The sequence below is a fragment of the Pseudonocardia xishanensis genome (genome assembly GCF_039541715.1).
In the GTDB taxonomy this organism is placed as follows: domain Bacteria; phylum Actinomycetota; class Actinomycetes; order Mycobacteriales; family Pseudonocardiaceae; genus Pseudonocardia; species Pseudonocardia xishanensis.
This window is the reverse complement of record NZ_BAABGT010000122.1, coordinates 261121-286343: the sequence shown is the minus strand read 5'-3', so window position 1 is coordinate 286343 and position 25223 is coordinate 261121. Positions and strand designations below refer to the sequence as shown.

Annotated in this window: 20 protein-coding genes, 1 tRNA gene and 1 riboswitch; of the genes, 12 read left to right on the top strand and 9 right to left on the bottom strand. The window is 73.8% G+C overall.

The genetic code is table 11. From position 1 onward, the window contains the following. Positions 1-80: 80 nt before the first annotated feature. On the bottom strand, positions 81-1439 hold the full coding sequence (locus tag ABD993_RS35350) for a dipeptidase (protein ID WP_345428487.1): 1359 nt from the start codon (positions 1437-1439) through the stop codon (positions 81-83). A 36-nt stretch (positions 1440-1475) separates the two neighbouring features. On the opposite strand from ABD993_RS35350, the gene ABD993_RS35345 reads away from it, so the two are divergent. Further along, positions 1476-3089 (top strand): fatty acyl-AMP ligase, encoded by a 1614-nt coding sequence (locus ABD993_RS35345; RefSeq protein ID WP_345428484.1) that lies wholly within the window; start codon positions 1476-1478, stop codon positions 3087-3089. A gap of 35 nt (positions 3090-3124) precedes the next feature. Here ABD993_RS35345 and pth read toward each other — a convergent pair whose 3' ends face one another. Together pth and ABD993_RS35335 are read right to left on the bottom strand one after the other, a co-directional pair. Further along, positions 3125-3709 carry an aminoacyl-tRNA hydrolase gene (gene pth, locus ABD993_RS35340; RefSeq protein WP_345428481.1) on the bottom strand — a complete coding sequence of 195 codons (585 nt, stop codon included), beginning with the start codon at positions 3707-3709 and terminating at the stop codon, positions 3125-3127. Then, positions 3709-4365 carry a 50S ribosomal protein L25/general stress protein Ctc gene (locus tag ABD993_RS35335; protein ID WP_345428479.1) on the bottom strand — a complete coding sequence of 219 codons (657 nt, stop codon included), beginning with the start codon at positions 4363-4365 and terminating at the stop codon, positions 3709-3711. Before ABD993_RS35335 ends, pth begins: the two co-directional genes overlap by 1 nt. Positions 4366-4632: 267 nt before the next feature. Between ABD993_RS35335 and ABD993_RS35330 the strand changes: the two genes are divergently transcribed. Further along, positions 4633-5058 (top strand): hypothetical protein, encoded by a 426-nt coding sequence (locus ABD993_RS35330; RefSeq protein ID WP_345428476.1) that lies wholly within the window; start codon positions 4633-4635, stop codon positions 5056-5058. Here ABD993_RS35330 and ABD993_RS35325 read toward each other — a convergent pair. Further along, complete coding sequence (locus ABD993_RS35325; protein ID WP_345428634.1) at positions 5030-6001, bottom strand: ribose-phosphate diphosphokinase; 972 nt, start codon at positions 5999-6001, stop codon at positions 5030-5032. The genes ABD993_RS35330 and ABD993_RS35325 overlap by 29 nt on opposite strands. A 5-nt stretch (positions 6002-6006) precedes the next feature. Continuing rightward, the gene (gene glmU, locus ABD993_RS35320; RefSeq protein WP_345428473.1) at positions 6007-7473 is read right to left on the bottom strand and encodes a bifunctional UDP-N-acetylglucosamine diphosphorylase/glucosamine-1-phosphate N-acetyltransferase GlmU; all 1467 of its coding nucleotides are present in this window, start codon (positions 7471-7473) and stop codon (positions 6007-6009) included. A 246-nt stretch (positions 7474-7719) separates the two neighbouring features. On the opposite strand from glmU, the gene ABD993_RS35315 reads away from it, so the two are divergent. After that, on the top strand, positions 7720-8157 hold the full coding sequence (locus ABD993_RS35315; protein WP_345428470.1) for an OsmC family peroxiredoxin: 438 nt from the start codon (positions 7720-7722) through the stop codon (positions 8155-8157). 151 nt (positions 8158-8308) lie between these two features. Here ABD993_RS35315 and ABD993_RS35310 read toward each other — a convergent pair. Continuing rightward, positions 8309-8379, bottom strand: a tRNA-Gln gene (locus tag ABD993_RS35310). 104 nt (positions 8380-8483) lie between these two features. Between ABD993_RS35310 and ABD993_RS35305 the strand changes: the two genes are divergently transcribed. The 3 genes from ABD993_RS35305 to ABD993_RS35295 all read left to right on the top strand — a co-directional run bounded on the left by ABD993_RS35305 (position 8484) and on the right by ABD993_RS35295 (position 12871). Continuing rightward, on the top strand, positions 8484-9152 hold the full coding sequence (locus tag ABD993_RS35305; protein ID WP_345428467.1) for a PIG-L deacetylase family protein: 669 nt from the start codon (positions 8484-8486) through the stop codon (positions 9150-9152). A gap of 146 nt (positions 9153-9298) precedes the next feature. Next, on the top strand, positions 9299-9571 hold the full coding sequence (locus tag ABD993_RS35300; protein WP_345428463.1) for a DUF2277 domain-containing protein: 273 nt from the start codon (positions 9299-9301) through the stop codon (positions 9569-9571). 6 nt (positions 9572-9577) lie between these two features. Further along, complete coding sequence (locus tag ABD993_RS35295; RefSeq protein WP_345428461.1) at positions 9578-12871, top strand: S41 family peptidase; 3294 nt, start codon at positions 9578-9580, stop codon at positions 12869-12871. 110 nt (positions 12872-12981) lie between these two features. Here the strand turns inward: ABD993_RS35295 and ABD993_RS35290 are convergent, their stop codons facing one another. After that, positions 12982-14460, bottom strand: coding sequence for a high affinity choline transporter 1 (locus ABD993_RS35290; protein WP_345428458.1), 1479 nt, complete (start codon positions 14458-14460; stop codon positions 12982-12984). Positions 14461-14493: 33 nt separating this feature from the next. Beyond that, a complete protein-coding gene (locus ABD993_RS35285; protein ID WP_345428455.1) occupies positions 14494-15699 on the bottom strand; it encodes an agmatinase family protein in 1206 nt (401 codons plus the stop codon). Positions 15700-15739: 40 nt separating this feature from the next. Further along, a riboswitch (guanidine-I (ykkC/yxkD leader) is annotated at positions 15740-15843 on the bottom strand. A gap of 190 nt (positions 15844-16033) precedes the next feature. Here ABD993_RS35285 and mfd point away from each other — a divergent pair. From mfd to ABD993_RS35265, 4 genes are all read left to right on the top strand, one after another. Next, positions 16034-19624, top strand: coding sequence for a transcription-repair coupling factor (mfd, locus tag ABD993_RS35280; RefSeq protein ID WP_345428451.1), 3591 nt, complete (start codon positions 16034-16036; stop codon positions 19622-19624). A gap of 261 nt (positions 19625-19885) precedes the next feature. After that, a complete protein-coding gene (locus ABD993_RS35275; protein ID WP_345428447.1) occupies positions 19886-20995 on the top strand; it encodes a sensor histidine kinase in 1110 nt (369 codons plus the stop codon). Next, a complete protein-coding gene (locus ABD993_RS35270; protein ID WP_345428444.1) occupies positions 20992-22101 on the top strand; it encodes a hypothetical protein in 1110 nt (369 codons plus the stop codon). The genes ABD993_RS35275 and ABD993_RS35270 overlap by 4 nt, the downstream gene beginning before the upstream one ends. Further along, the gene (locus ABD993_RS35265) at positions 22071-22730 is read left to right on the top strand and encodes a response regulator (protein WP_345428440.1); all 660 of its coding nucleotides are present in this window, start codon (positions 22071-22073) and stop codon (positions 22728-22730) included. Before ABD993_RS35270 ends, ABD993_RS35265 begins: the two co-directional genes overlap by 31 nt. Before the next feature lie 44 nt (positions 22731-22774). On the opposite strand, the gene ABD993_RS35260 is transcribed toward ABD993_RS35265, so the two are convergent. Beyond that, positions 22775-23482 carry a VOC family protein gene (locus ABD993_RS35260; protein WP_345428437.1) on the bottom strand — a complete coding sequence of 236 codons (708 nt, stop codon included), beginning with the start codon at positions 23480-23482 and terminating at the stop codon, positions 22775-22777. A gap of 189 nt (positions 23483-23671) precedes the next feature. On the opposite strand from ABD993_RS35260, the gene ABD993_RS35255 reads away from it, so the two are divergent. Both ABD993_RS35255 and ABD993_RS35250 read left to right on the top strand, forming a co-directional pair. After that, positions 23672-24274, top strand: coding sequence for an RDD family protein (locus tag ABD993_RS35255; RefSeq protein WP_345428434.1), 603 nt, complete (start codon positions 23672-23674; stop codon positions 24272-24274). Positions 24275-24306: 32 nt separating this feature from the next. Next, positions 24307-25203 carry a hypothetical protein gene (locus ABD993_RS35250; RefSeq protein WP_345428430.1) on the top strand — a complete coding sequence of 299 codons (897 nt, stop codon included), beginning with the start codon at positions 24307-24309 and terminating at the stop codon, positions 25201-25203. The last annotated feature ends 20 nt before the right edge of the window (positions 25204-25223 follow it).

The following is a 25223-nucleotide window of genomic DNA, read 5'->3' as shown; positions in this document are numbered from 1 at the left end:
CAGCGCTAGCGATATATCGCTCAACCGCCGTCGAGAGGAACCTCAGTGCTGTTCGATCATGGTCTGGCCCACACCCCGGTTCATCTCGACGTGAGCTCGTCCAGCAGGAACGCCTCGGCCTTCACTCCCGTGCCGAACATGGACAGCGACAGGCTCTCGTCGATGCCGTGCCACCGGCTGGCCGGATCGCCGACGCCGGTGACCAGCACCGCCGCGCCCGGGAAGGTGCGCGCGAACTCGGCGATGAACGGGATGGACCCGCCGATGCCGGTCTCCACCGCGGCGTTGCCGTAGGCCTCGGAGAAGGCGCGCTTGGCGGCGTCGTACGCGCCGCCGTTCGCGTCCAGCGAGAACGGCTCGGCCACGCCCGAGCCCGGGGTGATGGTGACCCGGGCGCCCCACGGAGTGTGCGCACGCAGGTGCTCGGCCAGCTTGTCCCGCGCCGCGAGGGTGTCCTCGCCGGGCGCGAGCCGCATGCTGACCATCGCGCGGGCCCTGGGCAGCAACACGTTCGCCGACTGGGCCACGCTCGGCGCGTCGATCCCCAGCACGGCGATCGCGGGCTTGTGCCAGATCCGCTCGGCGAGCGTGCCGGTCCCGAGCAGCTCGGCGCCCTCGACCAGCCCGGCCTCGGCCCGGAACTCGGCCTCGGGCATGTCGGTGGCCGCGGCGTCCGTCCCCTCGTTGTGCCGCAGACCGGCGACGGCGACCTCGCCCTTCTCGTCGTGCAGGCTCGCGAGCGTGTGGGTGAGGGCGGTGAGCGCGTCCCCGACCGGGCCGCCGAAGACCCCGGAGTGCAGCGGCCGCTCCAGCAGCGACACCTCCACGACCACGTCCACCAGGCCGCGCAGGCTCGTGGTCAGCGCCGGGACGTCCACCGCCGGGTTGGCGGCGTCCGCGATGACGATGACGTCCGCGGCCAGCAGTTCGTGGTGCTCGGCGAGCAGGGCGGGCAGCGTCGGCGAGCCGGACTCCTCCTCGCCCTCGATGAACAGCGTGACCCCGACCGGGGGCTTCCCGTCGAACGCCCGCAGTACGCCGAGGTGGGTCATCACGCCGGCCTTGTCGTCCGCGGCGCCGCGCCCGTAGAGCCGACCGTTGCGCTCCGTCGGCTCGAACGGCGGGCTGGTCCACTGGTCGTCCCCGCCGGTGGGCTGGACGTCGTGGTGGGCGTAGAGCAGCACCGTCGGCTGCCCCTCGGGCGCGGGCCACCGCGCGACGACGGCGGGTGCCCCGTCCCCCGCCCGCAGGATCTGCAGGGTGGTCGGGTTCAGCGCCCCGGCCAGCTCGGCGACGGCCGCGGCGCTGGCCTCGGTGTCCGCCGCGTGCGCGGGATCGGCCCAGATGCTGGGGATCCGCACGAGACGTTCGAGGTCGGCGCGGGCGGCGGGCAGGACCGCCTCGACGGCCGCGGCCAGGGATTCCCGGGTGTCGGACACGAGGCGACGGTACCCCCGCGGCCGTAGGCTGGGGATATGTCCCGGTTCCTGGTGTCGTTGCTGGACTCCGCCCGCGTGACGACCCGCGGTATGACCACCGGCGAACCCGCCGAACCCGCCCGTCGCACCTGGTCGGAGGTGCACGCCGTCGCCCGCGGGCGGGCCGACGCACTGCGCCGGGAGGGGCTGGGCGCCGGGCAGGCCGTCGGGGTGCTCGCCGGGGAGCCGGTCGTCATCGCCCCGCTCGCGCAGGCCGTCTGGCTGCTCGGCGGGAGCGTCACGATGCTGCACCAACCCACGGCCCGCACCGACCTCGCGCGCTGGGCCGAGGAGACCGTCCAGGTGCTCCACATGATCGGCGCGAAGACCGTGCTGCTCGGTGCCCCGTTCGACGCGCTGGCCCCGGTCCTGGAGGAGCGCGGCGTCCCGTTCCTGCTGATCGACGCGCTCACCGGGGACCCGGGGGCGTTCGCCCCGGACGACGCCGTCGCCGCCGAGGGCGACACGGCGTTGCTCCAGCTCACGAGCGGGTCGACGGCCGAGCCGAAGGCCGTGCGGATCACCCACGGGAACCTGCACGCCAACATCTCGGGCATGCGGGAGGCGGCGCGGCTGGACGTCGAGCGGGACGTGATGGTCTCGTGGCTGCCGCTGTTCCACGACATGGGCATGGTCGGGTTCCTGACCATCCCCATGGTGACCGGCCTGGAGCTGGTCACGGTCACGCCGGTGGACTTCCTGTCCCGGCCGCTGCTGTGGGCCGAGCTGATCTCGAAGTACGGCGGCACCGTCACCGCCGCCCCGAACTTCGCCTACGCGGTCCTCGCCCGCCAGCTCGCGCGGGCCTCCGACCTGGATCTCTCGTCGTTGCGGATCGCGCTGAACGGGGCCGAGCCCGTCGACCCGGCCGCGGTCGCCGCGTTCGTCGAGGCCGGCGCGCGGTTCCGGCTGCGGCCGGAGTCGGTGCTGTGCGCCTACGGCATGGCCGAGACCGGGCTCGGGGTGGCGTTCGCGCCGGTCGAGGCGGGGCTGGCCGTGGACGAGATCGACGCCGAGGCGCTCGAGTCCGGCCGGCGCGCCGAGCCCGGCACAGGGCGCGTCTTCCCGCTGCTCGGGCCGCCGTTGCCGGGCATCGAGGCGCGCGTGGTCGGGGAGGCGGGCGAGGTGCTCGGCACCCGGGGGGTCGGGGTGATCCAGCTGCGCGGCGAGTCCGTGACGCCGGGGTACCTCACCGTCGACGGCCCGCTCGCCACCCAGGACGCGGACGGCTGGTTCGACACCGGGGACGAGGGCTACCTGACCGAGGACGGGCAGGTGGTGGTGTGCGGCCGGCGCAAGGACGTGATCATCATGGGCGGCCGCAACATCTATCCCACGGACATCGAGCGGGCCGCGGCGGAGGCGGACGGCGTCCGCGCGGGCAACGCCGTGGCCGTCCGGCTGCCCGCGGGGGAGCGGCGGGAGTCGTTCGCCGTGGTCGTGGAGTCCCGGCGGACGGACGACGTGGACGTGATCCGCAAGGACGTGATCTCGCGGGTGATGGACGCGGTGGGGGTGCGGCCCGCCCGCGTGGAGGTGCTGGCGCCGGGTTCGCTGCCGAAGACCCCGAGCGGCAAGCTGCGCCGCGCCGCGACCGCCGATCTCCTCTAGACCGTGCGCGGTGAGTGCCACTCACCGCGCACGGCTCAGGAGAGGGCGTGGAAGCGGTTCTGGGTGGGCTCGAGGCCCTGCTCCAGCAGCGCCTCGACGGCGTCCGCGGCCAGGTCGACCGCGAAGTCCAGCTCCTTGCGCTCGGTCGGGGAGAACTTCTTGAGCACGAAGTCCGCCGGGTCCTGACGGCCGGGCGGGCGGCCGATGCCGAAGCGCAGCCGCAGGTAGTCCTTCGTGCCGATCGAGCGGCTGATCGAGCGCAGCCCGTTGTGCCCGCCCTCGCCGCCGCCCCGCTTCAGCCGGACCACGCCGAAGCCGAGGTCCAGGTCGTCGTGCGCGACGACGAGGTCCTCCCGGGGAACCGAGAAGTACCGCACGAGCCCGGCGACGGGGCCGCCGGACTCGTTCATGTACGTGCGCGGTTTGGCCAGCACGACCTTGCGGCCCGCCAGCCTGCCCTCGGCGACCTCGGCGTTGGACCGCTTGTGCAGCGAGAACCGCGCCCCTGCCCGGTCGGCGAGCAGCTCGACGACGGCGAACCCGACGTTGTGCCGGGTCTCCGCGTAGCCGGGCCCGGGGTTCCCGAGCCCGACCACCAGCGCGGTGCCCGCTGCGGCCATCAGCTCTCGGAGTTGGAGGACGAGCCCTCGGAGGACTCGGCGGCCGGGGTCTCCGGCTGGTCCTCGACCACGCCGGCGCCCTCGGTGTCGATCTCGGCCTCGAGGTCCTCGGCGGTCGGCGCGGCGACCACGTTGACGGCCAGGTACTCGGGGTCGGTGCGCAGCTCGGAGCCCTCGGGGAGGACGAGCTGGCCCGCGAGGAACTGGGTGCCGACCTCGGCGCCCTCGACCGAGAGCTCGATGCTCTCGGGGATGTTCAGGGCGTCCGCCTCGAGCTCGATGGTGTTGAGCTCCTGGGTCACGAGCGAGCCGGGGGCGGCCTCGCCGGTGACGATGACCTGCACCTCGACGACGACCTTCTCGCCCTTCTTGATCACGAGGAGGTCGACGTGCTCGATGTACGGGCGGATCGGGTGGAAGGTGACCGTCTTGGTCAGCGCGAGCTGCGCGCCACCGGCGACGTCCAGCTCGAGGATCGCGTTGCGACCCTGCTCGCGGACGACGGCGGCGAACTCCAGCGACGGGAGCGCCAGGTGCTGCGGGTCGGTGCCGTGCCCGTACAGGACGGCGGGGATCTTGCCCGCCTTGCGGGTGCGGCGCGCTGCGCCCTTGCCGAACTCGGTCCGGGTCTCGGCGGCGATCTTGGACTGGGCCACGGTGGGTCTCTCTCCTCGGTACTGCGGATGACGTGCGCGCGGCGAGGAGGGACGACCGAGAGGGGCCGACCACGTCGATGACGGCGGGCTCGACGAACACCCGCCCTCGCCGCGGAATGGTGACGAGCGTACGCCGGCGCCCGCAGCCCCCCGGAGGTGGGTGTTCTCGTCAGTTTCGACGATTTCGGCGTGTCGCTGCTACGGCCGCCGCCGCGTGTCGCGATGGGCCGGATGTCCGCACACACTCCAGGCATTCGGGGGAACGCCATGACCACCACGCCGACCAACACGCCGCACCGGCTCAGCGACGTCGACTCCGCGACCGAGGCGATCCCGGCGGTCCCGACCTTCGCGGCGGTCCCCGCCCAGCGTTCGCCGGGGGACCGGCCGTCCGCCGCCGAGGGCTACCGGGTCATGACCGTCGGTGAGGCCGCGGGGGCGCGGATGTGGACGCGGGGTCGGGCCCCCGCCCCGGGGCCCGAGGTGGGGTCGACCGGGGCCGTCGACCCGGGGGCGGCGTGGAACGCCACGGGCGACCGGGGTGTGCCTGCGAACCCGATCCCTGCCGCGGAGCCGTGGCCGACCACGCTCTCGCGCCGCGCGGAGAAGAAGGCCGCGGAGCGCAAGCGCCGCCGCCTGCCCTGGGTGACCGCCGGTCTGGCCGTCAGGCGTTGCCGTCGAACAGGCTGGTGACCGAGCCGTCGTCGAAGACCTGGTGGATCGCCTCGGCGAGCAGCGGGGCGATGGACAGCACCGTCATCCCGGGGAAGCGCTTCTCCTCCGGGATCGGCAGGGTGTCCATGAAGATGACCTCGCGCGCGCCGCAGGTGCTCAGCCGCTCCACCGCGGGGCCGGAGAGGACGCCGTGGGTGGCCGCGATGATCACGTCCTGGGCGCCCTCCTTGAGCAGCACCTCGACCGTCTTGGCCACGGTGCCGCCGGTGTCGATCATGTCGTCGATCACCACGCAGGTGCGGCCCTCGACCTCACCGACCACCCGGTTCGCCACGGCCTCGTTCGGCTTGCGCGGGTCCCGGGTCTTGTGGATGAAGGCCAGGGGCGTGCCGCCGAGGGTCTCCGCCCAGCGCTCCGCGAGCCGCACGCGGCCCGAGTCCGGCGAGACCACCGCCAGGTCCGCGCCGGAGTAGCGCTCCTTGATGTGCGTGGCCAGCACCGGGAGGGCGAACAGGTGGTCCACCGGGCCGTCGAAGAAGCCCTGGATCTGAGACGTGTGCAGGTCGACGGTCATGATCCGGTCCGCGCCCGCCGTCTTGAACAGGTCGGCGACCAGGCGCGCGGTGATGGGCTCACGGCCGCGGTGCTTCTTGTCCTGGCGCGCGTAGCCCCAGAACGGCATGACCACGGTGATCCGCTTGGCCGAGGCGCGCTTGAGCGCGTCGACCATGATCAGCTGTTCCATGATCGCGTCGTTGATCGGGGCGGAGTGCGCCTGCAGCACGAAGGCGTCGCACCCGCGGACGGACTCCTCGAAGCGGACGAAGATCTCGCCGTTCGCGAAGGAGTACGCCGACTGCGGCGTGACGGTGACATCGAGGTGCTTGGCGACCTGCTCGGCCAGCTCCGGGTGCGTCCTCCCGGCGAAGAACATCAGGTTCTTCTTGGGCTGACCCGACATGGCACTCACTGCGCTGAGCCTCCTTGGCCGCTTCCGGCTGCGTTCGTGGCGCGCTCGGCGGCCTCGGCCGCCGGCGTTCCGGGTCGCTTCCGTACGACCCACCCGTCGATGGTGCGCTGTGGCCCGGACGACACCGCCAGCGCCCCCGGCGGGACGTCCTCGCGGACCACCGTCCCCGCCCCCGTGTAAGCGCCGTCGCCGATGCTCACCGGGGCGATGAACATCGTGTCCGATCCGGTGCGCACGTGGGAACCGATGCTGGTCCGGTGCTTGCTGACACCGTCGTAGTTCACGAACACCGACGACGCCCCGATGTTGCTCTGCTCGCCGATCGTCGCGTCCCCCACGTAGGTCAGGTGCGGGACCTTCGAGCCGCGCCCGATCTCCGCGTTCTTGGTCTCGACGAACGTGCCGATCTTGCCGCTCTCCCCGAGCCGGGTCCCGGGCCGCAGGTACGCGAACGGGCCGACGCTGGCGCCCGCCCCGACGACCGACGCCGAGCCGTGCGTGCGGATCACCGACGCACCCTCGCCGACCTCGCAGTCCACCAGCGTGGTGTCCGGCCCGACGACGGCGCCGTCCCGGACGGTCGTCCGGCCGCGCAGCTGCGTCCCCGGCTCGACGACGACGTCCCGCCCGAGCGTGACCTGCACGTCCACCCAGGTCGTGGCCGGGTCGACGACGGTCGCCCCGCCCAGCATCACCCGGCGCAGCACCCGGCGGTTGAGCTCCGCGCGGACCTCGGCGAGCTGCACGCGGTCGTTCACCCCGGCGACCAGCCACGGGTCGTCGACGCGCACGGCCTCGACCCGCAGCCCGTCCGCCACGGCCAGCGCGACGAGGTCGGTGAGGTACCGCTCGCCCTGCGCGTTGTCGGTGTCGAGGCGGGCGAGCCCGGCGGTGAGGAACTCCGCGTCGAACGCGTACACGCCCGAGTTGATCTCGGTGATCGACTGCTGCTCCGGGGTGGCGTCCTTCTGCTCCACGATCGCGGTCACCCGGCCCTCGGCCCGCACGATCCGGCCGTACCCGGTCGGGTCGGGGAGATCCGTGGTGAGCAGGGTGACGGCGGCCCCGGAGTGCGCGTCGAGCACTCGGCCGAAGGTGGAGGCGTCGAGCAGCGGGACGTCCCCGTAGGTGACGAGCACGGTGCCGGTCAGGCCGCCGGGCAGTGCGGAGAGCCCGCAGCGGACCGCGTCCCCGGTGCCGTTCTGCTGCTCCTGGACGGCGGTGCGGACGTCCCGGGCGATCTCCTCGCCGATCCCGAGCAGTGCCGCGGTGACCTCCGCCCGCCCGTGCCCGACGACCACCGCGAGGTGCTCGGGCTCGAGCTCGGCGACGGCGTGCACGGCGTGCCCGAGCAGGCTCCGCCCGCCCAGCTCGTGCAGGACCTTGGGGGTGGCCGAGCGCATCCGCGTGCCCTCGCCCGCGGCCAGCACCACCGACGCGGTCGGTCGGGGGGAGTCGGGCATGGGTACTCCTTCGCCTCGGGACCTCGGCGCGGTGATCCTACGCGCGCCGCCCGGGGCATCCGTCCCGCGTCGACGACCTGGGCGAACCCGGGCAGCGGCGCCACGGCCCGCCGCTCGGACGCCGTGCGGGGCCGGTCGTCGCCCGCAGACGACCGTTCGTCGCCTGCGGCGAGCCTGCGGGTGTGTCGGAGCGACAGACCGGGGTTCCTCTGAGCGGAGTCGCTCGACCGATCGGAGGATGCGCAGATGCCCACCCGCACGGCACGGACCGCCTGGAACGGCTCCCTCGAGGAGGGCTCCGGGCAGGTCGAGCTGACCAGCAGCAGGGTCGGCACGTACGAGGTCAGCTTCCCGAAGCGCGCGGCCGACGAGGCCGGGGGCACCACCAGCCCGGAGGAGCTGATCGCGGCGGCGCACTCGTCCTGCTACGCCATGCAGCTCTCGGCGCTGATCGGTCAGGAGGGGGCTACGCCGGAGTCGCTCGACGTGACGGCGGACGTCTCGCTCGGCCCGGACTCGGCGGGCGGGTTCCGGATCACCGGGATCGCCCTGAAGGTCCGCGGCGAGGTTCCCGGAATGGACGCGACCGCGTTCGGGAAGGCGGCCCAGGCCGCCAAGGAGAGCTGCCCGGTCAGCAAGGCGCTGACCGGCACCACGATCACGCTGGACGCTGCCCTGGAGTGAGATCGGGCAGGGAGGAGACGACATGCGATCCATGAACGTCCTCGGGTGCACCGGGAACGGCCGCGAGGAGCCGCCGCCCCCGCCACCGAAACCGACCGACTGACAGACGGGGCCGCCCACCGGGATCCGGTGGGCGGCCCTTCGTCGTCCGCTCCGCCGCCAGGATTCGAACCTGAACCATCTGAACCAAAATCAGAGGTGCTGCCGTTACACCACGGCGGACCACGCGTCCATCCTGTCACGGATGAGGTGATCTCCTCAGCCAGGATGAGGAGATCTTCCCCGTCGGCCTTCCGGAGCACGGCCCCAGACGAGAAGGTGGGGGCGTGCTGAGCCTGCTGCCCGAACGTCTGGACCGGATGGTGCTGCTCGGCGCCCACTGCGACGACATCGCGGTCGGGGCGGGCGGGGCGCTGCTGGAGCTGTGCCGCTCCCATCCGGGCGTCACGGTGACCGCGCTCGTGCTGACCGGCGGCGGGTCGCTGCGCGAGGAGGAGGAACGGGCCGCGCTCGCGGCGTTCTGCCCCGGCGCGGCGCTCGAGGTCGTGGTCCTCGACCTGCCGGACGGGCGCCTCCCGGTCCGCTGGGAGCGGGTCAGCCAGGCGGTGGAGGAGGTCCGCAGGCGCGGCGAGCCGGACCTCGTCCTCGGCCCCTCCCCGCACGACGCCGAACCGGACCGTCGGGTCCTCGCCGGGATCGTCCCGTCGGTGTTCCGGGACCACCTGACGCTGGGCTACGAGCTGCTGACCTGGGAGGGCGACCTCGTACAGCCCACGGCGTTCCTCCCGCTCGCCGAGCCGGTCCTGCGGGAGAAGATCGCGAAGCTGCACGAGCACTACGGCAGCCAGCAGGACCGCGCGTGGTTCGACGCCGAGACCTTCGCCGGGCTGGCCCGGGTCCGCGGGGCCCAGTGCCACGCTCGCTACGCCGAGGGTTTCCACACGGGGCGGATCGTGCTCGGGGTCGCGCCGCTGACCGGACTCGACCCGCTCTGACAGGCGGAGCTCGCAAAGCGACCATCGGGCCGGAGGGGGAGCTTGCGGAGCCGACCATCCGGCCCGGAGGCGGAGCTTGCGGCGCCGACCATCGGGCCCGGAGGCGGAGCTTGCGGCGCCGACCATCGGGCCCGGACACTCGGGTCATGTGCCGCAACATCCGCACCCTGCACAACTTCGACCCGCCGGCGACCTCCGACGAGGTGCACGCGGCGGCGCTGCAGTTCGTCCGGAAGGTGAGCGGGGCGGCGAAGCCCTCGCAGGCCAACCAGGAGGCGTTCGACCGGGCGGTGACGGAGATCGCGCACGTCACCCGGCACCTGCTGGACGATCTCGTGACCACGGCCCCGCCGAAGGACCGCGAGGTGGAGGCGGCGAAGGCCCGCGCCCGTGCTCAGGAACGGTACGCCCGCGACTAATGTCGCATGGTGGCCCTTAGCTACCTCCGCTTCCCGCACCTGTCCGGTGACACGGTCGTCTTCGTGGCCGAGGACGACGTCTGGACCGCTCCGCTCGCAGGTGGTCGCGCGACCCGGCTGACGGCGGACGGCGTCCCGGCCAGGAACCCGCGGTTCTCCCCGGACGGCGCGCTGGTCGCGTGGAGCAGCACCAAGGACGGTGCGCCCGAGATCCGCGTGGCCGAGGCGGACGGCGGCGCGGCCCGCCGCGTGACGTTCTGGGGCGACCTGCGCACCCGGCTCGCGGGGTGGACGCCGGACGGGCGGGTCGTCGCGACCTCGGCGACGCGCAGGCACACCTCCGCCCACACCTGGGCCTACGCCGTCCCCGCGTTCGGCGGGCGGCCCCACGAGCTGCCCTACGGGCCCGTGTCGGCGGTGTCCTACCGCGGCGTCGGCGTGCTGATCGGCCGCACCATGGCCCGGGACATGGCGTGGTGGAAGCGGTACCGCGGGGGCACGGCCGGGAAGATCTGGTGGGACCCGGCGGGGGCCGGTGCGTTCACCCGGATCCTCGCCGACCTGGACGGGCAGCTGGACGCCCCGATGCTGGTCGGGGACCGGATCGCCTTCCTCTCCGACCACGAGGACTGGGGCAACGTCTACTCGGTGGACGCGGCCGGGGGCGACCTGCGCCGGCACACCGACCACGGTCTCCCTGGCGCCCCGGAGTTCTACGCCCGGCACGCGAGCACGGACGGCGAGCGGATCGTCTACGAGGCCGCGGGCGAGCTGTACCTGCTGGACTCCCTGGACGGCACGGCGCGCCGCCTGGACATCCGCCTCGGCGGACCGCGCACCGGCCGCGAGCCCCACCGGGTCCCGACCGCCCGCTGGCTCGGCGGCGCGGTGCCGGACACGACCGGGCGGTCCAGCGTCGTGACCGTGCGGGGGACCGTCCACCGGCTGACCCACCGGGACGGGCCTGCGCGGACCTTGCTCGCCGAGCAGGGCGTCCGCGCGCGGATGGCCCAGCCGCTGGGCGGGGACCGGGCGATCTGGGTGGACGACCACACCGGCGAGGACGCCGTCGCGATCTCGCCGCTGGACCCGCACGCCGCGGGAGCGCCGGACCTCGTCCGGTACGCGGACGGGCAGGTCGGACGGGTGCTGGAGCTGGCGGCCGCACCGAACGGGACGCTCGCCGCGCTGGCCACGCACGACAACCGGCTGCTGCTGCTGGACACCGCCACCGGTGCCGTCCGGGAGCCCGCGCGCGGGGCGGCGGGGGAGATCGCGGGGCTGGCGTTCTCACCGGACTCGCGCTGGCTTGCCTACGAGGACCCGGTCGAGCCCGGCCTGAGCCGCATCATGCTGGTCGACCTGCGGGACGACTCGCTGGTCGCGGTGACCGAGCCGCGGTTCGTCGACACGGACCCGGTGTTCACCACCGACGGGAGGTACCTCGCCTTCCTGTCGCGACGCAGCTTCGACCCGATCTACGACGAGCACTCGTTCGACCTGACCTTCCCGGCCTCGTGGCGTCCGTTCCTGGTGCCGCTCGCGGCGCGCACCCCGTCGCCGTTCGGGGCGGGGCCGGATGGGCGCCCGACCTCGGGGGAGGACGAGGACCCGGAGGACCCGCCCGCCATCGAGGAGTCGGAGTCGGAGGCGGCCGAGGAGAAGCCCGCGGCGAAGGCCGACGAGGACGGCCCGCCGGAGACGGTGGTGGACGTCGAGGGCCTGGTCGACCGGGTCGTCCCGATCCCGGTGGCCGAGGGCCGCTACCGCGGGCTGGGCGCGGCGAAGGACTGCCTGCTGTGGCTGTCCGTGCCGGTCACCGGGGTGCTCGGTGACGGCCGCGCGGACGGCGAGGACCCCCATCCCGTCCTGGAGCGCTTCGACCTGAAGAAGCGCAAGGTGGACGCGATCGCCGAGCCCGCCCACGGCTACGCGGTCAGCGGGGACGGCGCTCGGCTCGTGGTCCGCGAGTCCCGCACCCTGCGGGTCCTGCGCAGCGACCGCACCGGCTCCGCCGCCCCGTCCGACTCCGACGGCGACGAGTTCGAGATCGACGTCCGCCGCATCTCGGTGACGATCGACCCGGCCGCCGAGTGGCGCCAGATGTTCGACGAGGCGGGCCGCCTCATGCGGGACCACTACTGGATCGAGGACATGGCAGGAGTCGACTGGGCGGCCGAGCTGGAGCGCTACCGGCCGTTGGTGGACGCCGTCGGCAGCACGGACGACCTCGTCGACCTGCTCTACGAGCTGCAGGGCGAGCTGGGCTCGTCGCACGCCTACGTCGTCGGCCGCGGGGGCGGCGGGGACTTCGGCGGGCGCCCCGGCTTCCTGGGCGCGGACCTGGAGCCGAGCGGGGGCGAATGGCGGGTCGCGCGGGTCCTCCCGCCCGAGACCTCCGCGCCGGACGCGCGCAGCCCGTTCACCGAGCCGGGCGTGGACGTCCGGGCCGGGGACGTGCTGCTGGAGGTCGCGGGTCGCCGCGTGGACCCCGAGCTGGGTCCGAACCCGCTGCTGCTGGGTCGCGCGGAGACGCTGACCGAGCTGACCGTGCGCAAGACCTCCGGCGAGATCCGACGCGTGGTGGTCCGGCCGCTGGCCGGCGAGCAGAACCTGCGCTACCACGACTGGGTCGCGGGGCGGCGGGCCTTCGTCGCGGACCGTTCCGCGGGGCGGCTCGGGTACCTGCACGTGCCGGACATGGTGGCCAGCGGGTGGGCGCAGCTGCACCGGGACTTCGCGCGCGAGGCGCGGCGCGAGGGCCTGGTGCTCGACGTCCGGGACAACTCCGGCGGCCACACCTCGCAGTTGGTGATCGAGAAGCTGGCCCGCAAGGTGATCGGCTGGGACGTGGTGCGCCACGCCGCGCCCGCGACCTATCCCGAGGGCGCGCCGCGTGGGCCGATCGTGCTGGTCGCGGACGAGCACGCGGGGTCGGACGGCGACATCGTCACCGCCGCGTTCAAGCGGATGGGGCTCGGGCCGGTGGTCGGCGTGCGGACCTGGGGCGGGGTGATCGGCATCGACAGCCGCTACTCGCTGGTGGACGGCACGCGCGTCACCCAGCCGCGGTACTCGTTCTGGTTCGACGACGTGCACTGGTCGGTGGAGAACCACGGCGTCGACCCGGACGTCGAGGTGGTCACCACGCCCCAGGACTGGGTGGCGGGCCGCGACCCCCAACTGGAGACGGCGGTGGATCTGGCCCTGGAGGCCCTGGAGCGGACTCCGGCGGTCACCCCACCGGACCCCGGAACCCGCCCCAGCCGCGCGAAACGCCCCCTGCCGCCCCGCCCCTGACCCCCGCCTTTACGCAAGAAAGTGCCGTTTGTGCGCTAGGTCCGCACAAAAGTGCCGTTCGTGCGAAAACTGGGGGCGTACGGAACCGGCGCCTGCCACGCCGGGGCTGGTCAGGCGGGCTCGGCCGCCGTCGCGGGCTGCGGGGCCGTAACCGGCGCCTTGCGGGGGCGCAGCAGGGCGGCCCCGACGAACGCCGCCAGGCTCAGGGCCGGGGCGATGAAGGTGGGCCAGCCGTCGAAGCCGGGGCCGAAGACGTCGTTGGGGATGTGGAGCAGCGTGTTGTCGACGCCGTAGATGGTCGGCGTGAGGACGAACAGAGCCAGCCGCACCACCAGGCCGACCGTGATCGCCGCGGCGGCGGCCGCCGTCGTGATCCGGGTCGGCCACCAGTGCCCGAGCACGAACGGCACGACGAGCCCGGCGAGCATGAGATCGAAGGCCAGGGTCAGCAGGATGCCGGTCTGCGGCACGCGCAGCGCGAACAGGATCGCGACGCCCACCACGAACGGCATGGTCAGCCGGACCCGACGCAGCAGCGGGTCCTTGCCGGTCCTCTCGTCGTGCTGCTGCTCGCGGCCCGCGATGTTCCGGACGGCGACGGCGGCGGTGCCGAGGATGACCCCGTTGGCCGTCGAGCACGAGGCGGCGACGATCGCGGACAGCACCATGATCGTCAGCCCGGCGGGTGCGTACTGCTCCAGCAGCACGAACAGCACCGGCCCGTCGGCCGGGGTGTCGCCGAAGATCGCGCCGGACGACAGCGCGACCAGGGCGTACGGGATCCCGACGAGCGCGGTGCCCGCCGCGCCGACGAAGCACGCCCGCCGGGCGATCTCCGGGGTCTTCGCGGAGAAGATCCGCTGCATGAAGTCGATCGCCACGATGTCCCCGATGCCCAGCGCGATCAGCGTCGCCCAGTTCACGACGGCGCCCTGCGCGGGATCGCCGAGCTGGCCGAGGTCGAAGGGCCCCATGCCCTCCGGCACGGTGATCCCGTAGGTGACCGCGACCCAGACCAGCAGGGCCGCCGACCCGATGACGGTGATGATGACCTGGATGAACGCGGTGTAGGCGTCGGAGAACATGCCGCCGGTGATCGTGTAGGCGAGCACGACGCCCACGATGATCAGCACGCCTGCCGTGTAGCTGGTGCCGAGGAACCGCTCGAACAGGAACCCGCCCGCGACGAGGTTGCCCGCCAGCAGGATGCAGAAGCTGAAGATCATCAGGATCGACGAGGTGATCTCCACGCCCCGGCCATACTTGATCTTGTAGAAGTCCGGCAGGCTGAGCAGGCCCATCGCGTTCATCTTCTTGGCGAAGAAGATGCCCGTCAGCAGCAGGCACAGGCCCAGCCCGAGCGGCAGCGACGCGCCTGCCCAGAAGCCGAAGCCCGCCGAGAGGTCCGTGTTGCCGAGCGTGGCGTTCGAGTCGACGGCCTGGCCCATCAGCCCCGCCGCCACGAGCGGGAGCCCGAGCGCGCGGCCCGCGACGAGGAAGTTGGTCGAGTCGCCGTCGACCTTGCGGGCGACGGCGAGCCCCACCGCGAGCACGAGGACGACGCCGATCGCGACACCGAGAATGATCATGACTGTCTCCGGTCCGGATGAGGGAGGACGTGCTCAGGAGTTCTTCGGCAGGTGGCCGGACCGCACGAGGCAGCCGAGGGTGTCGCAGATGACGCGGGTGGCGATCAGCGCCGTGATCTCCGCGTTGTCGTAGGGCGGCGCGCACTCGACGACCTCGATCCCGGCGAGCGGGCGGGCGTCGGCGATGATCTGGATGAACTTCAGTACCTCGCGGGGGAGGAACCCGCCGGGCTCCGGCCAGCCGGTGCCGGGGACGAAGGCGGCGTCGAGGCAGTCCACGTCGAAGGACAGCCAGACGGCGTCCGCGCCGTCCCACGCGACGTCGAGCGCCCGCTGCGCCGCCTCCTCGATCCCCATCTCCACGCAGTCGGTGACGGTCATGATCGTGGTACCGCGCTCGCGGCCGACCTTCACACCCGGCCGCGGGGCCTGCCAGCCGCCGATCCCGATCTGCACCAGGTTCTTCGCGGGCACGTTCGGGATGTCCGTGGCGTGGAACCACGGGGTGGTGTGCATCCGCTCGTCGAGGTCGGTCTCCTGGGTGTCGACGTGCCGGTCGAAGTGGATGATCCCCAGGTTCCCGCCGTTCAGGTGGGGTGCGACGCCGCGGACGGTCGGGTAACCGATCGAGTGGTCACCGCCGAGGACGACCGGGAGGGCGCCCGATTCGTAGACGTGCGAGACCGCCTTGGTGATCTGGTCGAAGCACTTCTCGATGTTGCCGGGGATGGTGAAGACGTCCCCGAGGTCGGCGATCGTGATGGACTCCCGCAGGTCCACGCCGAGCTCGAAGGAGTAGGGCCCGTAGAGCGCGGAGATCTTGCGGATGCCCTGCGGGCCGAAGCGGGTGCCGGAGCGGTAGGTGGTGCCGCCGTCGAACGGGACCCCGAGGACGGCGACGTCGTACTCCCCGCAGCGCCGCACGTCCTCGACGTACGGGGCCTTGAGGAACGTGTTGATGCCTGCGAAGTGCGGGAGCTCGCCGCGGGAGAAGGTGGGGATCGAGCGGTCCACGATGGAGTCCGCGCCCTGTAGCCCCAGCTCCAGGCCGCGGGCGATCTCCTGCTCGTACTTGGTGCTGGGTAGCGCGGCCTCGGCCGCGACGGCGTACGCGGCCTCCGGCCCGTAGTTGCCGTGCAGCTGCTTGGCCAGCGTCTCGGCCTCGACCGGGTCGATCGGCGTGCCGTCGGGGGTGTGGTCCGGGCGGTTCGGGTTGTAGTGCACGGGCGGTTCCCTCACGGTCGGGGCACCGGCGGGAGAGCAGCCGGTACCGCCAGCTGTCTCCCGGGCTTTTGTCCCGCCGTGGGGCGGCGTGCGTGCGCACCGCCTGCGTCTCTCGGACCAGGCCCCCGCGAGCGGGGCGGAACCCTAGACGCGCCTCACCGGAGGTGAGTCGGGTACGAGTGAACGACCCGGATGTTGCCCCCGTGTCACTGCGGGGTGAAACAGTGTCACGGCGGCCCGCGCTGCCGTCGGGCGCGGCGGCGCGCGTATCGTCGTGTGCAGAGCCCCTGCGGGCCCCTCGGCCGAGGCAGGGGTGTGTCCGCATGTGCTCGTTCGCTCGAGGAGTCCCGTGCCCGCCGCACTGTCCGGTCTGCTCACCTCCGCCCTGTCCGACGCGGGCCTGCGCGCCGCACTGGAGGCCTCCGCCGCCGTCGATCCCCGGACCGCCGAGACGCCGGCCGTCACGGTCGAGGGGCCCGCCGCCCTGCGCCCGTTCGTCGCCGCCGGGCTCGCCGGGCAGGGCACGGTGCTCGCGATCACCGCCACCGACCGGGAGGCCGAGGAGCTCGCCGTCGCCGCCCGTGAGCTGATCGACGGGGAGGTCGCGGTCCTGCCGAGCTGGGAGACCCTGCCGCACGAGCGGCTCTCCCCGCGGCCGGACACCGTCGGGCGCAGGCTGACCCTGTTCCGGGCGCTGGGCGGGGAGAACCCGCCACGGATCCTGGCCGCCGCCGCGCGCAGCCTGATCCAGCCGATCGCCCCCGGGCTGGGCACGCTGGACCCGGTCGTCCTGCGCGAGGGCACCGAGTACGAGTTCGAGGCGCTGCTGGAGCGGCTGGTCGAGCTGGCGTACACGCGCGTGGAGATGGTCACCGCGCGCGGTGAGTTCGCCGTCCGCGGCGGCATCCTCGATCTCTTCGTGCCGACCGCCGACCACCCCGTCCGCATCGAGTTCTGGGGCGACGAGGTCTCCGAGGTGCGGGCCTTCTCCGTCGCCGACCAGCGCTCGATGGAGGAGCCGGAGGTCACCGAGGTCGTCGCGCCCGCGTGTCGGGAGCTGCTGCTCACCGCGCCGGTGCGCGAGCGGGCCGAGCGGCTGGCGCGCGAGCACGAGAACAACCCGCAGCTGCGCGAGGTGCTCGAGCAGCTGGCGCAGGGCATCCCGACCGAGGGCATGGAGTCGCTGATCCCGGCCCTGGTGGGCGGCGGTGGAGCCGGCGGAACCGACCCCATGCAGGGCGAGCTGCAGCTGCTCACCGACCTGCTGCCCGCGGGCGCGCGGGTGCTGCTGGCCGACCCGGAGCGCATCCGCACCCGCAGCCGCGACCTCGTCCGGACAGGGCAGGAGTTCCTGGAGGCCTCCTGGCTGGCGGCGGGGACCGGTGGGGCCGCGCCGATCGACGTCGGCGCCTCGGCCTACCAGGACCTCGGTGAGGTCCTGCGGCACGCGACGACGACGGGTCGCGCGGTGGTGAGCCTGTCGCCGCTGCTGTCCGGCTCCCAGGACGCGATCGTCCCCGGGATGCACGAGATCGAGTCCTACCGCGGGGACACCGACCGCGCGCTCGTCGACCTCCGCGCGCACACCGCGGCCGGCGGCTCGGCGGTGCTGGTGGTCGCGGGGCAGGGCACCGCGCAGCGGTCGCTGGAGCAGCTCGGCGAGGCGGAGGTCCCGGCCACGCTGCTGGAGGAGATCACCGAGGCTCCGGAGAAGGGCCTGGTCACGGTCACCTGCGGGCGGATCGCGGACGGGTTCACCGCGCCCGAGATCGGGCTCGTCCTGTTGTCCGAGGCGGACCTGACGGGCACCCGCGCGGGGCTGGACGCGACCGCGCGGAAGCTGCCCGCCCGTCGTCGGAACGCGGTGGACCTGGCCGCGCTGCAGCCCGGGGACTTCGTGGTGCACGCCCAGCACGGCATCGGGAAGTTCATCGAGATGAAGGAGCGCACCGTCCAGGGCGCGACCCGCGAGTACCTGGTGCTGGAGTACGCGTCGAGCAAGCGGGGGCAGCCCGCGGACCGGCTGTTCGTGCCCACGGACGCGCTGGACGAGATCTCGCGCTACGTCGGCGGGGAGCAGCCCACGCTGAACAAGCTGGGCGGCTCGGACTGGGCGAAGACCAAGGGCCGCGCGCGCAAGGCGGTCCGGGACATCGCGGCGGGCCTGGTTCAGCTCTACGCGGCGCGGCAGTCGTCGCCCGGGTACGCCTTCGCCGCGGACACCCCCTGGCAGCGCGAGCTCGAGGACGCCTTCCCCTTCACCGAGACCCCGGACCAGCTCTCCGCGATCGACGAGGTCAAGCGGGACATGGAGCGTCCGGTGCCGATGGACCGGGTGATCACCGGGGACGTCGGGTTCGGCAAGACGGAGATCGCCGTGCGGGCCGCGTTCAAGGCGGTGCAGGACGGCAAGCAGGTCGCCGTGCTCGTCCCGACGACGCTGCTCGCGACCCAGCACCTGTCGACCTTCGCCGACCGCATGCGGGCCTTCCCGGTCACGGTGAAGGGGCTCTCGCGGTTCACCGACACCGCCGAGGCGAAGACGACGATCGAGGGGCTGGCGGACGGGACGGTCGACGTCGTCGTCGGGACCCACCGGCTGCTGCAGACCGGGGTCCGCTGGAAGGACCTCGGGCTGGTCATCGTGGACGAGGAGCAGCGCTTCGGCGTGGAGCACAAGGAGCACATCACGGCGCTGCGCGCGCACGTGGACGTGCTCACGCTCTCCGCGACGCCGATCCCGCGGACCCTGGAGATGAGCCTCGCGGGCATCCGCGAGATGTCCACGATCACCACCCCGCCGGAGGACCGGCACCCCACGCTGACCTACGTCGGCGCCTACGACCAGAAGCAGGTCGCCGCCGCGATCCGCCGCGAGCTGCTGCGGGACGGCCAGGTCTTCTACGTGCACAACCGGGTCACCTCGATCGACCGGGCGGCCAAGACGATCCAGGACCTCGTCCCGGAGGCCCGGATCGGTGTGGCGCACGGGCAGATGCACGAGGACCTGCTCGAGCAGACCGTGAACGCGTTCTGGCACAAGGAGTACGACGTCCTCGTCTGCACGACGATCGTCGAGAACGGGCTGGACATCTCCAACGCGAACACGCTGATCGTGGAGCGGTCGGACACGCTGGGCCTGTCGCAGCTGCACCAGCTGCGCGGGCGCGTCGGGCGTGGGCGAGAGCGCGGGTACGCGTACTTCCTGTTCCCGCCGGAGCACCCGCTGACCGAGACCGCGCACGACCGGCTCGCCACGATCGCGCAGCACTCGGAGCTGGGGTCCGGCGCGGCCGTCGCGATGAAGGACCTGGAGATCCGCGGCGCGGGCAACATCCTGGGCGCGGAGCAGAGCGGGCACATCGCCGGCGTCGGGTTCGACCTGTACATCCGGCTGGTGGGGGAGGCCGTCGCGACGTTCCGCAAGCACGCCGGGGCCGAGGAGGGCGACGAGGTCGAGCCGCTGGCCGAGGTGCGGGTGGACCTGCCGATCGACGCCCACGTCCCGCACGACTACGTCGACGGGGAGCGGCTGCGTCTGGAGGCCTACCGCAAGATCGCCGAGGCGGGCGACCCCGCGGCCCTCGAGGCCGTCGTGGAGGAGCTGAAGGACCGCTACGGCGAGCCGCCGCAGCCGGTGCTCAACCTGCTCGCGGTCGCCCGGTTCCGGCAGCTCTGTCGCGAGCTGGGGCTGGCGGAGGTCGCCGTGGCGGGCACGACGATCCGGATCGGGCCGGTGGACCTGCCGGACTCGAAGCAGATGCGGTTCAAACGGATGCACCCCAAGGGCCAGTACAAGCCGGCGGCCAGGCTGGTCACGGTCCCGAAGCCGGCGGCGGGCAACCGCATCGGCGGGGCGCCGCTCCGCGACCTGGAGCTCCTCGACTGGCTCACGGCCCTGGTCAAGGACCTGACCACCCCCGTCCCGGTCGCGACCTGACGCTTGGGGTCCCCGAGCACCACGGAGCGACGCTTGGGGTCCCCGAGTCGCGGGGTGATCTGACGCTTGGGGTCCCCGAGCACCACGGAGCGACGCTTGGGGTCCCCGAGTCGCGGGGTGATCTGACGCTTGGGGTCCCCGAGCACCACGCAGCGACGCTTGGGGTCCCCATGCGTCAGCGGCGGACCGAGCTGAACGACCGTCCAGCTCTGAGCTGCGGCGAGTAACGGGGCCGTCGCTGGGCGCGAACTTCGTCGCGACATGTCGACAGGGGCTTTTCTGGACCGGTTCGGTCTGCGGTTCGCGGCGGGGGCGCGGGCGGTCGTCGGCGTGCTCATGGCGGTGGCCGCCCCGTTCGCCGACCCGCCCGGCGGGATGGCCTGCGTGGCCGCCGTCGCCGCGGTGCTCGCGGTGTGGAGCGCGGTCTACCTCTCCCTGATGCGCACCCGGCCCGCGACCTGGGTATGGGTCGCGGACACGGCCTTCCTGTGCGGGCTGTGTCTGGCCCAGCCCCTGCTCGTGGACCCGGTGCTGCTGGTGCGGTCGCTCGGGTGGGTCTCGCCGATCGCGTCCTTCGCCGTCGTGGCGCTGCAGTGGCACGTCCGGCCGTTGCCCGGGGCCGTCGCGGCGGTGCTGGTCTGTGCGTCGTTCGTGATCGGGGCGGCGGCGTCGCCCGAGGTCACCGTGGCTCAGGCGCTGGCGGTCGGAGGCCTCTGGACCGCGGTCGAGGTCGCGCTGTCGCGGCTGGTGTGGCTGCTGGTCCGGCGCGGCGGCGCCCGCGCCGACCAGCGCATCGCCCGCCGCTTCGAGGCGGATCGGGCGGCCGTGCTCGCCCGCGCCCGGCGCGGCGAGCAGCGCGCCCACTGGGCCACCGTGCACGACACCGCCGCCAGCACCCTGCTCATGGTCGGGCTCGGGTCCGTGCGGGGGGACGAGCCGTGGCTGGCGGGCCAGCTCCGTCGGGACGTCTCCGCCCTGCACGGCGTGCCGACGCCCGCGGCCGGGGTCCGCGAGACCGTCCGCCGGGTGGTGGACGGCGCGCGCATCCCCGTCGACGTGCAAGGCGACGGCGACCTCACCCTGCCGGGCCCGGCGGCCGGGGCGCTCGGCGGGGCGCTGACCGAGAGCCTGGAGAACGTCGTCCGGCACGCCGGGACCGACCGCGCCGAGGTCCTCCTGGAGGTCGACGCCGCGGCCGTGCGGGTGACCGTCCGCGACCGCGGCCGCGGCTTCGACCCGGAGACGGTCCCGCCGGACCGGTTCGGTCTGGCCCGGTCGGTGCGGGAACGGATGGCGCTGGTGGACGGGCGCGCCGTCGTCGAGTCCGTGCCGGGGCGGGGCACCGAGGTCCGGCTGGAGTGGCCGCGGTGACCCCGGCGGAGCGCGAGCTGTCCGCGCGGTTGCAGCGCGGCCTGCGGGTCGCGCGCACCGTGATCGTGCTGGCCATCCTGCTGGGGCTCAACCTGCCCAACCTCGTCGCGGGGAGCGCCGCGTACCACCCGGGCTGGGCCGGCTACGCGGGGTGGGCCGTGCTCGTCGCCGTCGCCGCGGCGGACGCCGTGCTCGTGGCGCGGCACCGGTTCTGGGGCGTGGCGCGGTGGCCCGCCGCGGTCCTCGTCCTCGGGGTCGCCGTCGCGATGACCCTGGCACTCTCGCCCGCCGAGCTGGGTGGGCCCCCGCACGTCACGCTCGGGGTGATCGGCTGGTTCGGGGTGCTGCTGTTCGCCCGGATCGGCGAGCTCGTCGGGTTCGTCGGGGTGCACCTGACGGTCATGCTCGGGTTCCTGGTCGCGGCGGGCCGGACGGACCAGGTCACGCTGGTGGCGTTCGGGATCACCGCGTTAGGCGTCACCTCGTTCCAGCTGGCCGTGGGCATCGCGGGGTCGGCGATGAACTCCGTGGCCCGGCAGGCCGCCGCGGCCGCCGCGGAGGAGGCCGAGTCGCGGACGGCGGAGGAGCTCGCCGCCGTCGTCCACGCGGACCGCGAGCGCCGCTACTCACAGGTGCGGGCCGTGGCCCTGCCGCTGCTGGAACGCCTCGCCGCGGGATCGGCGGACCCGGCGGACCCGGGGGTGCAGCGTGCCGCGGCGGGGGCCGCCGCCCGGCTGCGGCGGATGTTCGCCGAGGAGGGGGACGACCGGGACCCGCTGGCCGCCGAGCTCGCCGCCCTGATCGACATCGCCGAACGGCGCGGGGTCGACGTGCAGTACTCGCAGCGCGGGGGGCGCCCGGAGCCGCCGCCGCCCGTTGCGCAGGACCTGCTCGCCGCAGCGGGCGCGGCGTTGCATGCGGCCCGGTCCGCGGCCCGGGTGACGCTCGCGGGGGTGGACGGCGCCATCGTCGTCGGGGTGGTGACGGACGGGGACCCGGGGCCGGTCGCCGCCGCGGCCCCGCAGGTGGAGACGGCGACCGTGGTGGGAGACGGACAGACATGGGTGGAGGCGAGATGGGCACCGAGGGGGTGGGTGGCGAGATGATCGGGGTCGTGATCGTCGACGATCATCCGGCCGTGGTCGACGGCGTGCGGGTCTGGTGCGCCCGGGCAGGCATCGCCGTCGTGGCGGCGGGGGCGCGGGCCGAGGTGGCCCTGCGCGGGCCGGGCGCCAAGGCGGACGCGGTGGTGTTCGACCTGCAGCTCGGCGCCGGGCCCGCCTGGGACGACCTGACGCGGCTGGCGGACGAGGGCAGGCGCGTCGTCGTCTACTCGCAGCACGCGGACAGCGAGACCGCGCTGCGCTGCCTGGAGCTGGGCGCCGCCACCTACCTGACCAAGGCGGAGGGCCACGAGCACCTCATCCCGGCGATCCGGGCCGCCGTGGAGGACCGGCCGTACACCCCGCCGGTGCTCGGCGGTGCCATGGCCGCGGACCCGCGCCCGGACCGCCCCGTGCTGTCCGAGCGGGAGCGCGAGGTGCTGCTGGCGTGGTTCTCCAGCGACTCGAAACAGCTCGTGGCGCAGCGGTTCCACCTGTCGGTGAAGACCGTGGACACCTACATCGCGCGGGTCCGGATCAAGTACGCGGACGCCGGACGGCCCGCGGGCACCAAGGCGGCGCTGGTCGCGCGGGCGCTCCAGGACGGCCTGATCGACCTGGCCGGGCTCTGAGAGCCTGCTGACGAACCCGACCCACTGCGCGGCCGGGGTTCCCGTCAGCTTCTCGGCTCGCGGGCGGCGAGCACGCAGAACTCCCCGCCCGTCGGGTCGGCCAGGACGGTCCAGGGTGTGTCCCCGCCTCCGAGGTCGACGCGGTGCGCCCCGAGCCCGAGCAGCGCCGCGACGGCCTGCTCGCGGTCCTCGGGGAGCAGGTCCACGTGCACCCGGTCCTTGACCGTCTTGGGGGCACCCGGGAGGAACTCCAGGTGCGGCAGGCCGGGCCCGGGCACCACGCCGTACTCCGAGCGGGGCCGGTCCAGGGCCGCCGACCAGAACTCCGCCGCGGCGCCCGGATCGGGGCTCGTGGCGACGACCGCCGCGATCCGACCGGTGTCGCGGTAGACCTCCCGCGGCTCCAGCACGCAGAACTCGTTGCCCTCGGGATCGGCGAGCACGATCCACGGCACCCCGTCCTGCCCGACGTCCGCGGGGCGCCCGCCCCGCTCGACGGCCCGTTCGACCAGGGCGAGCTGCTCGGCGGGGCTCGCGCTCGCCAGGTCGAGGTGCACCCGGTTCCGCCCGGTCCTCGGCTCGGGTACCGGGACGAACACGAGGTCGAACTCGTGCGGCGCGGTGGGGGAGCGCACGCAGACCTCGTCCGCGGTCTCGAAGCCGATCGGCCAGTCCAGCAACCCGGACCAGAACCGACCGAGCGCAGCGGGATCGGCACTGTCGACGACGATGTTCGCCAGGCGGTTCGGCACCGGGTGAGCCTAGAGGGCCCGGCACCTGCGGGGCGGTGGTCCGCAGGCACCGGGCCCGTTCGACGGTAGGGCAGCACCGGGCACCGGGCGGTCCGGCGATCGCCCGACACCGGTTAACGCCGACCGGGGGCCGCGCGTGAGATCGGTGTCCGCGCCCGACCGAGGCGCCCCGCGCCCCGGAGGGCACCGATGACCGTCACGCCGCCCCAGCAGCCCTACGGCGAGCCCTACCCGGCGCCCGGCCACCCGCAGTACGGCCAGGCGCCGGGGTACGCGCAGTACGGCCAGGCGCCCGGGTACGCGCAGTACGGCCAGTACCCTCAGTACGGCCAGGCCCCGGGTTACGCTCCCTACCCGTCGCCGCAGTTCCCGCCGCTCCCCATCCCGGACTACGCGCCCTGGGGTGCTCGGGTCGGCTCCGCGCTGATCGACGGGCTGATCCCGGGAGTGATCGCCGGCGTCGGCGCGTTGTCGGTCCTGTTCGGCAGCCTCGACGTCGTGTTGATCGTGGCCTCGGTCTGCTACGTCGCCGCGTTCGCGTTCGCGTTGTGGAACTCCTGCTACCGGCAGGGGCGGACCGGGCAGAGCCTGGGCAAGCAGGTCATGGGGACCCGGCTCGTCCGGCTGCGGGACGGCGGCCCGCTGGGCTTCTGGCCCACGCTGGGGCGCCAGCTCGCGCACGTCCTCGACAGCCTCCCCTTCTACCTCGGCTACCTCTGGCCGCTGTGGGACGAGCGGCGCCAGACCTTCGCCGACAAGGTGTGCGACACCGTCGTCGTCCGGGTGGGGTGATCCAGCCCACGCGGGCGTGAGAGGGTGTCCGCGTGGGAATCGGACGCCTGACCAGGCTCGGTGGCGGCGCGGCGCTCGTGGTGGCCGTGCTCGCGGGATGTGGTGCGCCCAGTCAGGTCGGCTCGGCGATGATCGTCGGGGACCGCACGGTGGCGCTCGCGGACGTGCAGTCCTCGATCGACCTCGCGCTGGCGCACCGCGCCGACATCACCGCGCAGGCGGGCCAGGACGTCGCCGACTCCGACATCGCCCGGTACGTGGTGAGCCGGGAGACCACCCACGAGCTGTTGGCGTCCGCCGCCGCCCGGGCGGGCGTCTCCGTCGGTGAGGACGCGGTCGACGCGGCGCTGGCCAACCAGGACGACCAGAGCCTGCGCCTGGACCGCATCCTGTTCACCGGCGAGGCGCTGCGCGAGCGCGCCCGGGACCGGGAGCTCGCGATCGCGCTGGCCGAGAAGTACGTGGACCGGCTCGCCGTGACCGTGGACGTCGCCGCCGCCACCTCCCGCGAGGACGCGGACGCCAAGGCCCGCGTGCTCGCCGCGGGCGGCCCCGAGGCCGACCGCCTGCTCGCCGATCCGCGCAGCGGACAGGCGGGCCAGACCTACCGTGCCGCCACCGATCCGGACTCCGCGACGACCGTCGTGTTCGGTGTGCCCGCCGGCAGCGTCGTGAGCTTCCAGCCCTCGCCGGGGCAGGGGTTCTGGCTGGTGGTGCGGGTCGCCCAGCGCACCACGGACGCCGCAGCCGACGGGGCCCCCGCGGGCGGCACCATCGACCGCAGCACGCTCGCCTCGATCGGCGAGCGGCTCGCCCAGCCCGAGGGCGGCCCCGTCGAGGTCAACCCGAGGTTCGGGGTGTGGGACCCGGTGCGGATGGCCGTCGTCGCGCCGGGCCAGGAGTCCGGTTCGGTGCTCTCGCCGTCCTGACGGCCTCCCGGGCCGGGGAT